Source organism: Allobosea sp. UNC402CLCol (genome assembly GCF_000745475.1).
Lineage (GTDB): Bacteria > Pseudomonadota > Alphaproteobacteria > Rhizobiales > Beijerinckiaceae > Allobosea > Allobosea spartocytisi.
This window is the reverse complement of record NZ_KN050692.1, coordinates 721209-732071: the sequence shown is the minus strand read 5'-3', so window position 1 is coordinate 732071 and position 10863 is coordinate 721209. Positions and strand designations below refer to the sequence as shown.

The following is a 10863-nucleotide window of genomic DNA, read 5'->3' as shown; positions in this document are numbered from 1 at the left end:
CGCCCCCTCACTGCGCCCAGGGATTGGGGCCAGCGCCCCGTTCGTCGATCATGCGGCCGTCGCGGAAGCGGTCGATCGTCAGGTCGGCGTTGAAGGCGTGGGGTTCGTCCCGCGCGATTGTATGGGCGAAGCACCAGCCTGAGCCCGGGGTGGCCTTGAAGCCGCCGTAGCACCAGCCGCCGTTGAAATAGAGGCCGTCGATCGGCGTCTTGCAGATGAAGGGAGAGGAATCCATCGTCATGTCCATGATGCCGGCCCATTGCCGCAGCACCCGCAGACGGGACAGGGTAGGGATCATCGAGACGGCCGCACCCAGCAGGTGCTCGACCACCGGAAGATTTCCGCGCTGGGAATAGGAATTGTAGCCGTCGAGGTCGCCGCCGAAGACGAGGCCGCCCTTGTCCGACTGGCTGATGTAGAAGTGCCCGGCGCCGAACGTCACGACGCCATCGATCATCGGCTTGATCGCCTCGGAGACGAAGGCCTGCAGCAGGTGCGATTCCACCGGCAGGCTAAGGCCAGCCATAGTCGCCAGGCGCGATGTATTTCCGGCAACGGCGACGCCGACCTTCTTGGCGCCGATGAAGCCTCGAGTGGTCTCGACGCCGGTGACGCGCCCGCCTTCGCGGCGGATGCCGGTAACCTCGCACTGCTCAATGATATCGACGCCGCGTCGGTCGGCGGCCCGGGCGAACCCCCAGATCACCGCGTCGTGCCGCGCGGTGCCTCCGCGCCGCTGCATCAGGCCGCCAAAGATCGGGAACATCGGATTATCCATCTCGATGAACGGTGCGTATACGCGCACACCGTCTCGATCCAGCAGTTCCGCGTCGACGCCCTGAAGCCGCATCGAGTTGCCGCGCCTGGCGGCGGCATCGCGCTGCGAGTCCGAATGGAACAGGTTGAGCACGCCGCGCTGGCTCATCATGACGTTGTAGTTGAGGTCCTGCTCGAGGCCCTCCCAGAGCTTCAGCGAGTGCTCGTAGAAGCGCGTATTGCTCGGCAGTCCGTAATTCGAGCGCACGATCGTGGTGTTGCGCCCGCCATTGCCGAGGCCGATCGGCCCCTTCTCGACCACCGCGACATTGGTAATGCCGTGAACGCTGGCGAGGTAATGCGCCGTCGCCAGCCCGTGGCCGCCGCCGCCGACGATGATCACGTCATAGGAAGCCTTGGGCTCGGGCTTGCGCCAGGCGGGTCTCCAGCCTTGATTGCCGGAGAAGCTCTCCTTCAGCAGGCGCCAGGCCGAATAGCGATCGGCGATCGGTTCAGGCCGCGCGGGCATCGTCATCTTCCGTTTGAGGGGGAAGCCAGCCGCGCTCTTCGCGCCAGTCCGGGCTCAGGTTGCCGAAGCGCGACAAGCGAAAGCTCGACAGGTCGGCGAAGTCGCACCGGCCGTCGATCACGAGCTGCGAGATCGCGCGTCCCGTTGCCGGTGACAGGCCGAAGCCCACGCTCGACATGGTCGCGACGATCGCGTTCGCGGCGGTCGGGAGCCGATCGATCACGGGGCGGCCGTCTGGCGTGTTTTCGATGACCCCGGCCCAACTACGGATTACGCGGATATGGGCGGCCTTCGGAAAGAGTTCGGCGAGGCGCTTGGCGACGTTGCGGGCGAGCGGGCTTGAGGGGCGCACAGCGACCGCGTCATCCTCCGGCCTAAGCCATTCATGCGGCCCGCCGCCATAGGCGAGATTCCCGCGTAAGGTCTGGCGGCCGTAGAGATGATTGCCGTCGACACCGCCGATCGGCATCAACGGCAGCGGTTCCGTGACGATCATCTCGGCCCGTGCCGCGGTGACCGGGACTTCGCTGTCGAGCAGGGCCGAGAGCCGACCGGTCTGCGGCCCGGCCGCCAGGATCAGCGTGTCGCAGGAGAAGACGCCCGCGTTGGTTTCGACGGCGGCGACCTTGCCGCCCCGGCGTTGAAAGCCGGTGACCGCGGTATGTTGCAGGATGCGTCCGCCGAGATCCTGCAAGGCCCAGGCATAGGCCTGCACGGTCCGTTGCGGGTTCGCGTGGCCGCCGCGCTCGTAATAGACGCCGCCGACGACATTGTTTCCGGCGAGGGGAACGAGATCGCGGACCTGCTTCGGGTCGAGCCATTCGGCGGGGAAGCCCTGACCGCGCGTATTGTCGACGCCGATCTTGAACTCCTCGACCTGCTGGTCGCTCAAAGCGATGCGAATGCGCTTCGGCTGGAATTCGGTCGGATAGCGGAGCAGCTCATCCATCTGCGGCCACAGCCGCTGCTCCTCGAGGAAGAGGGGGCTTTGATGGTGCGTCGCGCCGCCGCCGTTTCGCCCGGAGGCGCCCCAGCCGACGATACCCTTCTCGATGACCATGACATCGACGCCCGCCCGGGCAAGCCACCAGGCGCTGCTCAGGCCGCTGACGCCCCCACCTACGATGATGACGCTGGCACCCTTGGTCCCGTTGGTCGCGTTCATGAGCGCTCCTCCGCGCTGGCGCCCTCGGAAAGCGTCCAGAACGGATCCCATTGCCCGGATATGCCGAACCAGCCCTCCCAGTTGTCGCTGACGACACCGGGTTCGAGATCTTCCGCGAAGGCGGAGAGCGGGAGCGGTCGCACCGGCGCGCGATAGCTCGGCAGTGGAAGCTTCGCGAGCGGCGTCCCGGTTGCCTGCGCCAGAACCGCGCTGACTTGTTCACGGCAACGTCGGCCTTGGCAGGGTCCCATGCCCGCACGCGTCAGCCGCTTGATCTGGTCCTGATGGACGAGGCCGTCATTGGCGAGAGAGGAGAGGTCGCGCGCCAGCATCGGCGCCTGGTCGCGCGGCAGGTAACGCGGCGGTCGAACGCCGAGAAGATCGGGGATGCTGACTTCCTCGCACTGGCAGATGTGCGTTTCGGTATCCGCGACGGTCATCGCCGCTTCGATCCACGCCGACCGGCTGGCCTCGACATCGTCGGTTGCCGTGCCATCGACCGAAATCACCTTCCAGGGCGCGCGCGAGCCGCTTTCGAGCTCGCCGCACGCCGCGACGGCTGCACGACGGCCTTCCTCCGCGGAGATCTTGGAATCCGCGGTCTTATCCCCGTTGATCCCGGCGCAGTCTCCGGCTGCGAACAGCCCGGCAATGGACGTTCGGCCTTCGGTGTCCGTCAGCGGCACGTGACCGCCGCGCGTAGCCATGAAGGCGATCTCGGCACCGGCGACGTCGAACAACTCGATCACGGGTGCGGTACCGATGGCGAGCACGACCGTGTCGCAGGAAAGATGGCGGCCCTCGGTTCCGTTCAGCTCCACGCCTTCGACGCCGTCCGCTCCGCCGGTCGCGCGCGCCACCATCGCTCCCGTCAGGATCGACACGCCCTGTGCAGCCAGTATCTCGCAGCCTTCGGGATCACGGGGAGCGTCTGCCACCTCGACCATCGCAACGACCGTACGGCCCGCCGCTACGGCGGCCTCCGCAAAGCTCGTCGCCTCCGCGCCGGAACCTAGGATGACGATCCGCTGGCTCTCCAGCGCGTCATAGCGTTGCAGCAACGTCTGCGCTGCGGTGACGCCCATGACGCCCGGCAGTTCCCAACCCGGGAAAGCCAGCCCGATATCGCGACGCCCCGTGGCGAGGATCGCGGCATCGAATGAAGCGTACCAACTGCTCTCGCCATCGCTGAGACCGACGATCGGCCGATTCAGCCAACGGAGGCCGGGCTTGGGGGAGAACAGGCCCCAGGCGGAGACGCCAAGACGAACGTCAACTCCGGCTTCGAAGGCTTCCGCGATCCGGTCATCGGAAGCCGCGATCGCTTCCATCATGCGCGTCTTGTTGCGGGTCGCTCCGCTCATGCGTTGGCCGAAATGGAAAGGGACGTCGAGGCCCATCAGGGCGCTGTCGACGGGATGTTCATCGACCAATACGACTTCAACGCCGCGCCGAGCAGCTTCAAGCGCCGCGGCCAGGCCAGCCGGACCCGCGCCGACGATGAGAAGGCGCAAATGTTCCCCTACGGGCAACGGCTTGCCAGCCGTCGACCGCTCATCTATGCGAGACATTGCAGAATTCCCCTCTGCAAATATTGTTATTCTTGGATTTTATATTCAGTCAAAAGCGTTACGTATTGAAGGTTGCTGAATCGGCGACTTCCAATGCGTCATCAGGTAGCAATTTAGCTCGTCAATTCTCCGGCTGGCGTTGCGCCCGGCGTTTTGAATTGGTCGACTAATATTGGATTGGCATCAGGGGGGCACTGTTCCAAAAGCGACAGAAATTGTGCACCAAGTGACATTATGGTTTGACGGGATGCCGGACACTGGCGCCGCCTGTCGCGATGGCGCGTCACCGCGCCGACGCTTCCAATGTAATACCCCCTTCAGTCAAGGATCAGCGCATCGAAGCCGAAGTCCTCGTGGCTCCGCTCAGTACGGAAACAGATCCTGAGCGGCAGCGCTGAGGTCCGGGCTTGATAAGTCGAGCTCCGAGAGAAAGCGTCGGCACTCAATCTCAATGATCGCGCGGACGCTGAGGTTCAGTCTAACTCGATCGTGAGATCGTCCGCAGCGGCTTACTGCGAGTTGAGCGCCCGGTTCCACTCGCACCTCCAACGCCTATTCCGTCCGGCGATAGCGCAACGTATCGACCAGCAGGGCGAAAGCCGGCGAAAGCTGCCGCCGGCTCGGATAGTAAAGGTGATAGCCCTGAACGACCGGGCACCAGTCCGCCAGCACATCGATGAGGCGTCCATCGGCAATATAAGGTCTGGCGAGATCCTCGGGGACGTAGCCCAGGCCGAAGCCGTCCAGTGCCGCATTGAGCATGGACACCGCGCTGTTGAGGGCAAGCTGGCCTTCGACACGCACGCGCAATTCGCGCCCATCCTTTTCGAATTCCCAGGCATAGAGCCCGCCGGCGCTGTTCAGGCGCAGATTGATGCAATTGTGGTTGGTGAGGTCCTGCGGGGTGAGAGGCGGTGAGCGCCGCTCGAAATAGGACGGCGAGCCGACAACGGCGAAACGCCAGTCCGGGCCGATGCGCACGGCGATCATATCCTTGCTGACGGCTTCGCCGAGTCTGACGCCGGCATCGAAGCGCTGTTCGATGATGTCGGTGAAGCCGTAGTCGATCGCGAGCTCGACATGGATATCGGGATAATCGCGCAGGAAGGGGCCGAGCTTCGGCCGGAAGATGGTGTCGATCACGTAATCGTTGCAGGTGATGCGCACCGTACCGGCCGGCTTGTCGCGCAATTCGCCGAGCGCCTCGATCTCCACCTCGATTTGATCGAAATGTGGGCCGATCGCCTTCATCAGGCGTTCCCCCGCTTCCGTCGGCGCTACATTGCGCGTCGTGCGCGCTAGAAGCCTGACGCCGAGCTGTTCTTCGAGGGCCTTTATGGTGTGGCTGAGAGCGGAGGCCGTCACGCCGAGTTTCGCACCGGCTCTGGTGAAGCTGCGCTCCCGCGCGACCGCCAGGAAAGCGATCATATCGTTGATGCGTTCTTTTGGCATTTGTGAATCCTGCTCAAAACCGCATCAAGATTACGCCATCTAATTCGACGATCCCGTGTTGGCTACATTCAATTTCGAAATCGCCTGGCAGAACGCCGCGAAACAGGAATTGGACACATCCCATGGAGATCATCCGCGCCGGCACGCGCCCCTCGGCAAAAGGTCCGACCGACTGGTTCACCGGCGCGGTCCGCGTCGACCCGCTGCTCAATCCGTACGCGCCCGAGCGCGTTCAGGGCGCGCAGGTCACTTTCGAGCCGGGCGCCCGCACCGCGTGGCACACGCATCCGCTTGGCCAGACGCTCATCGTGACCTCCGGCTTCGGCCGCGTGCAGCGCTGGGGCGGCCCCATCGAGGAAATCCGGCCCGGCGACGTGGTCTGGTTTCCCGCCGGCGAGAAGCACTGGCACGGCGCATCGCCTGAAACGGCCATGACGCATATCGCGGTCAACGAGGTGCAGGACGGCAAGGTCGTCGACTGGCTCGAACCGGTCACAGACAAGCAATATCACGGTTAACGGCAGCGTTTGCATCGGAATCTACGCCTCCGCGATCAGACTCTTCTTCCGTAAAGGATTCATCGAATGAATCGACGCGACTTCCTCAAAGCTGACCTACTTCTGGCTGCTACAGTCAGCAGCGGGTTGCTTACGGCCGGCGCTGCGGAGGCGCAGAAGGCCGAAAAGCCGCACAAGACTCGCATCAAGACTCTTCTCATTGCATCTCACCCATACCCCGAGCGATCAGTGATGATCAAAGGATTGCAGCAGGCCGGCGAGAGCGTTGACGGCGTTACAGTGCGGAATCTGGAAACCATCTACGGCTTCGACACCCGCGCCATTGATGGGCAGAGAGAGCGCGAAATCACCAGAGCGCATGACCGGATCGCGTTTTTATTCCCAACCCATTGGTTCAACATCACGCCGATGATGAAAGCTTACCTGAACGACGTATGGGGAAGTGTCGGACCGGGACTGTGGCAGGGCAAGGAAATGCTCGTGGTGACGACCGCGGGCGGCGGCGCTTCCACATACGGCCAATCGGGCAGGATCGGCATCGATCTGGCAGACGTCTTCACCCCGATGAAAGCCAGTGCTCTACATTGTGGTATGACCTATCTGCCGCCACTAGCGTTTCAGGCGGTCACGGCGGCGCAATTAGCCCAATATCAGCAGCGGTTTATTGAGCGGCTTCAAATTTGAAGCGGCGGGCGACCGAGTGCCTTGGCGATCCGTTTCATGAAGGGTGACCGCGGCGGCAAAGGAACCACCGCCGTCGGCATGACGGAAGAGGTCGCATTCGAGGCGGGCGAGGGCGCGAGCGCCTCAGAAATATCGCCGAGATTGTGACGGGCCCGCAGCCCGAGGAAGAACAAATGTCCATGACGATGCCCCAACGGTCGGTCTCCCCGGCCGGCAGGTCTGTGCTGTCCCTGATGGCTTCGGTCTTCACGGTGTTCCTGGTCACGGGCGCCGCGCTTCCGTCCCTGCCGCTGCATATCCACGACCAGCTCGGCTTCGGGCCTTTCATGATCGGCCTCGTCTCCGGTGCGCAGTTCGCCGCGTCCCTAATCTCGCGCTTCTGGTCGGGCAGCGTTTCGGACCGGCGCGGCCCGAAACATGCGGTGACAGCGGGGCTGATCATGGCGGCGCTTGCGGGGGTGTTCTACCTTCTCTCACTACTCGCCTTAGCCAGTCCCGTCCTGTCAGTCGCGATCCTGCTGGCCGGACGCGCGCTTCTTGGTGGAGCGGAAAGCTTCATCATGACCGGCGCCCAGAGCTGGTGCCTGGCGCTCGCCGGCCCGGGCCATGCCGGGAAGATGATCGCTTGGATCGGCACGGCGATGTTCGTCGCGCTGGCCGCAGGCGCGCCACTGGGCAGCTTTCTCTACGCCAACTGGGGTTTTGCCGCGATCGGGTTGGCAACGTTCGCGGGTGCCGTGGCGACGCTTGCGCTGGTCGCGCCCATTCCGACGGTGAAACCTGCGCCCCAGGGCGAGAAGGCCATCGCAAGGGTCCTGAAGGCCGTCTGGCTTCCCGGTATGGGCATGGCTTTTGCGGGCATCGGCTATGGCACGATGACCGCTTTCGCGGTGCTGCTGTTTGTCCAGCGCGGCTGGCAACCCGCCTGGCTGTCCTTCACAGCATTTGCCGTGGCGCTGATGGTTGCCCGCGTCTTCTTCGGACCTTTACCCGATCGCCTTGGCGGCGCCAGGACCGCGATAATCTTCGTCGTCATCCATAGCGTCGGCATGGCGCTGGTCTGGTTCTCGCCCTTCGCCTGGCTCGCCTTCGTGGGCACAGCGCTGGCCGGCTTTGGCTACGCGCTCGTCTATCCTGGCTTCGGCATGGAGGCGGTCGCGCGGGCGCCGATGGAAGCGCGCGGGCTGGCGATGGGCGTCTACAGTGCCTTCATCGATCTATCGCTGGGCATCCTCGCGCCGCTTCTCGGTCTCGTCGCCAATGTGGCCGGGCTCGGGTCGATCTTCCTCATCAACGCGCTGCTTGCGCTCTGCGCCGTGCCGATCGCGCTGCGGCTGCGTTCTCACCATCAACCGGAGCAGGAAAGGATCTCCTCATGACCGAGAACATCAAGGACAAGGTGGTCGTCATCACCGGCGCCAGCAGCGGGCTGGGCGAAGCCGCCGCTCGCCGCCTTGCCAAGGACGGCGCCAAGCTGGTCCTCGGCGCGCGGCGCATCGACCGGCTCGAAGCGCTGGCCACAGAACTGTCACTCGGCGACCGCGCCGTGCTGAAAACCGACGTGGTTCATCGCGAACACGTCGAGCAACTCGTTGCCCGCGCCGTCGAGATGCACGGCCGCGTCGACGTGCTGATCAACAATGCTGGCCTGATGCCGCAATCCCTGCTCGAGAACCTCAAGGTCGACGAGTGGGATCGTATGATCGACGTCAACATCAAGGGCGTGCTGTACGGCATCGCTGCCGCACTGCCGCACATGAAAGCGCAGAAGAGCGGGCACATCATCAACGTGTCCTCGGTCGCGGGTCATAAGGTCGGACCGGGCGGCGCGGTCTATTCCGCCACCAAGCATGCCGTGCGGGCGATTTCCGAAGGCCTCCGGCAGGAGGTGAAGCCCTACAATATCCGGACCACCATCATTTCCCCCGGTGCGGTGGCGACCGAGCTTCCCAACACGATCACCGATGCCGAGGTCGCGGGTCGTGTGCGCGAGCTCTACGACCAGGTCGCGATTTCCCCGGACTCCTTCGCACGCTGCGTGGCCTTCACCATCAGCCAGCCCGAGGACGTCGACATCAACGAGATCCTCTACCGGCCGACCGCGCAGGCCTACTGACGAACGCGGCCGACCCGGTAACCGACTCCGCTGCCTCCCGTTGCATGCCGGGCTCCGCGCATTCCGCTGCCGGAATGGCGGCGGTGCACCCGAAGCCCATGAAGGATCAGATCATGCCCACCAATGAACCCACGCTGGTCTCCGACGATGTCCTGTCCGTCGCGCCGGCGCTGCGAGATTACATGCAGGGCGATGTTCTCGACGATCTGTGGAAGCGTCCGCAATTGTCGCCGCGCGACCGCAGCATCGTGACCTTGTCGGTGCTGATCACCCGCAACCAGACGCTCGACCTTCCCTTCTATCTCCGGCTCGCGCTCGACAGCGGACTGAAGCCGGCGGAGATCTCGGAGATCGTCACGCATCTCGCTTTCTATGCCGGGCTCGGCAATGCGAGCGCCACGATAGGCATCGTCAAGGACGTCTTTGGCGAACGCGGCATTGGCGCGGGCGAGCTTCCGCCGGCGAATCCGAAGCTCCTGCCGCTCGATGCGGCCGCCGAGGCCACCCGCGCGGCCAACGTCGAAAAGAATACCGGCCCGATCTCGCCCGGGCTTGTTCAGCTTACGGCGGACGTCCTCTTCCTCAAACTTTGGCTACGTCCTGATCTCGCACCGCGCGACAGGAGTCTCGTGACGGTCAGCAGCCTGATGGCGGCGGGGCACGTCGCTCAGATCACCTTCCACCTCAACAAGGCGATGGACAACGGCCTGACACAGGAACAGGCCGGCGAAATCATCGCGCAGGTGGCCTTCTACGCCGGCTGGCCCAACGCCTTCTCCGCCGTCCCCATCGTCGGCGAAGTGTTGAAAAGCCGCGACCAGCAGTCCGCCTAATCCCTGGATCGGAGAGAACGATGATAATTTCATTCGAAAACAAAGTCGCTTTGGTGACGGGAGCCGCTTCTGGGCTTGGCCTGGCCACCGCGCAGGCATTTGCAGCGTCGGGGGCATCCGTCGCCCTCGCGGATTGGAACGGGGACGCGGTCGAGGCTGCGGCCGCGGACTTGACCGCGCAGGGTTACAAGGCCATCGCCATCCGTTGCGACGTCGCCGATGACGCTCAGGTCGAAGCCATGGTCGCAAAGACGGTCGAAACGTTCGGCCGGCTCGACGCCGCCTACAACAATGCCGGCGTCCAGAATGTTCTTGCCGAGACGGCCGACACCACGCGCGAGGATTATGACCGCGTCATGGGCGTCAATCTGCGCGGCGAATGGAGCTGCATGAAGTTTGAGTTGCAGCAGATGCGCAAGCAAGGCAGCGGCGCGATCGTTAACTGCTCATCTCTGGGAGGTCTTGTCGGCGGCGCCGAGCGCGGCATCTACCACGCCGCTAAGCACGGCGTGCTCGGCTTCACCAAGAGCGCCGCGCTGGAATACGGGACGCGCGGCATCCGCGTCAACGCGATTTGCCCCGGACTGATCTGGACGCCGATGGCCGATCAGATGGTGACCGAGGGGCAAGGTGATGCGCTCAAGGCCATGGAAAAGATGATCCCGATGGGTCGCGTCGGTCGTCCTGAGGAAATCGCGAATGCGGTTCTGTGGCTGTGCAGCGACGCCGCGAGTTATGTGACCGGCCAATCCATCTCGGTGGACGGAGGCTTCGTCATGCGCTGAGGAGGATGAATTGCGCGACCCGCTTCGGCACAAATATGGCCCAGGCTAGAGAAGCAAGACCACTCTCGTCAAATCTCAGTTCTGGCGGGGAACACAATCCCCGCCGGAAGAGGGGCGTCGTCTTTACGAAGCTTTCGCGCTATCTGACGCGGTAACTCTGGCGCGTTCAATCGATGCAGACGCGCTTTGGGACAGACGCGCCGGGCGTGGGAGATCGCCTGCAATGTTGGCCCCGTGAGGGCGGTTAGCGCTTTGAAGGTTAGCCTCTGTTATCGGCTGCGGCTGATCCTTCCATCTTTTCGGAAGGATCAGAGGATGATCATGACGGGTGTGGAGACGATCGCGGGGACCCGCGGCTGATGGACCAGGTCTACACCGCCATCATTCCGGCCCTCGAGACACCGGGTGACGAAGCGGCGGACGACCTGCTGAAGGCGCGTCTGGAAGCGCTGCG

The 10863-nt window shown here is 64.0% G+C and carries 10 protein-coding genes; 6 read left to right on the top strand and 4 right to left on the bottom strand.

What is annotated here, in order from left to right; genetic code table 11:
- Positions 1-7: 7 nt before the first annotated feature.
- The 4 genes from GY40_RS26115 to GY40_RS26100 all read right to left on the bottom strand — a co-directional run bounded on the left by GY40_RS26115 (position 8) and on the right by GY40_RS26100 (position 5473).
- Positions 8-1285, bottom strand: coding sequence for a sarcosine oxidase subunit beta family protein (locus tag GY40_RS26115; RefSeq protein WP_038368566.1), 1278 nt, complete (start codon positions 1283-1285; stop codon positions 8-10).
- Entirely contained in the window at positions 1269-2450 is a 1182-nt protein-coding gene (locus tag GY40_RS26110) for an NAD(P)/FAD-dependent oxidoreductase (RefSeq protein WP_051988537.1), read from the bottom strand. The genes GY40_RS26115 and GY40_RS26110 overlap by 17 nt, the downstream gene beginning before the upstream one ends.
- A complete protein-coding gene (locus GY40_RS26105) occupies positions 2447-3964 on the bottom strand; it encodes an FAD-dependent oxidoreductase (RefSeq protein ID WP_197062828.1) in 1518 nt (505 codons plus the stop codon). The genes GY40_RS26110 and GY40_RS26105 overlap by 4 nt, the downstream gene beginning before the upstream one ends.
- A gap of 609 nt (positions 3965-4573) precedes the next feature.
- Positions 4574-5473 carry a LysR family transcriptional regulator gene (locus GY40_RS26100; protein WP_038368564.1) on the bottom strand — a complete coding sequence of 300 codons (900 nt, stop codon included), beginning with the start codon at positions 5471-5473 and terminating at the stop codon, positions 4574-4576.
- Positions 5474-5595: 122 nt separating this feature from the next.
- Between GY40_RS26100 and GY40_RS26095 the strand changes: the two genes are divergently transcribed.
- From GY40_RS26095 to GY40_RS26070, 6 genes are all read left to right on the top strand, one after another.
- Positions 5596-5991, top strand: a complete 396-nt coding sequence (locus GY40_RS26095; protein WP_038368563.1) for a (R)-mandelonitrile lyase — start codon at positions 5596-5598, stop codon at positions 5989-5991.
- Between the two features lie 66 nt (positions 5992-6057).
- Positions 6058-6675: an NAD(P)H-dependent oxidoreductase gene (locus GY40_RS26090; protein WP_038368560.1), complete on the top strand. Its 618-nt coding sequence runs from the start codon at positions 6058-6060 to the stop codon at positions 6673-6675.
- 179 nt (positions 6676-6854) lie between these two features.
- A complete protein-coding gene (locus GY40_RS26085) occupies positions 6855-8054 on the top strand; it encodes an arabinose transporter (protein ID WP_051988563.1) in 1200 nt (399 codons plus the stop codon).
- Positions 8051-8791 carry an SDR family oxidoreductase gene (locus tag GY40_RS26080; protein WP_038368558.1) on the top strand — a complete coding sequence of 247 codons (741 nt, stop codon included), beginning with the start codon at positions 8051-8053 and terminating at the stop codon, positions 8789-8791. The genes GY40_RS26085 and GY40_RS26080 overlap by 4 nt, the downstream gene beginning before the upstream one ends.
- Positions 8792-8889: 98 nt before the next feature.
- On the top strand, positions 8890-9624 hold the full coding sequence (locus tag GY40_RS26075) for a carboxymuconolactone decarboxylase family protein (protein WP_248311291.1): 735 nt from the start codon (positions 8890-8892) through the stop codon (positions 9622-9624).
- Positions 9625-9644: 20 nt separating this feature from the next.
- Complete coding sequence (locus tag GY40_RS26070) at positions 9645-10409, top strand: SDR family NAD(P)-dependent oxidoreductase (protein WP_038368552.1); 765 nt, start codon at positions 9645-9647, stop codon at positions 10407-10409.
- The last annotated feature ends 454 nt before the right edge of the window (positions 10410-10863 follow it).

Bases quoted from the DNA above. Each gene is read 5' to 3' on its own strand.
- GY40_RS26115 (WP_038368566.1), bottom strand. From the start codon at position 1,285: ATGCCCGCGCGGCCTGAACCGATCGCCGATCGCTATTCGGCCTGGCGC.
- GY40_RS26110 (WP_051988537.1), bottom strand. From the start codon at position 2,450: ATGAACGCGACCAACGGGACCAAGGGTGCCAGCGTCATCATCGTAGGT.
- GY40_RS26100 (WP_038368564.1), bottom strand. From the start codon at position 5,473: ATGCCAAAAGAACGCATCAACGATATGATCGCTTTCCTGGCGGTCGCG.
- GY40_RS26095 (WP_038368563.1), top strand. From the start codon at position 5,596: ATGGAGATCATCCGCGCCGGCACGCGCCCCTCGGCAAAAGGTCCGACC.
- GY40_RS26090 (WP_038368560.1), top strand. From the start codon at position 6,058: ATGAATCGACGCGACTTCCTCAAAGCTGACCTACTTCTGGCTGCTACA.
- GY40_RS26085 (WP_051988563.1), top strand. From the start codon at position 6,855: ATGACGATGCCCCAACGGTCGGTCTCCCCGGCCGGCAGGTCTGTGCTG.
- GY40_RS26080 (WP_038368558.1), top strand. From the start codon at position 8,051: ATGACCGAGAACATCAAGGACAAGGTGGTCGTCATCACCGGCGCCAGC.
- GY40_RS26075 (WP_248311291.1), top strand. From the start codon at position 8,890: ATGAAGGATCAGATCATGCCCACCAATGAACCCACGCTGGTCTCCGAC.
- GY40_RS26070 (WP_038368552.1), top strand. From the start codon at position 9,645: ATGATAATTTCATTCGAAAACAAAGTCGCTTTGGTGACGGGAGCCGCT.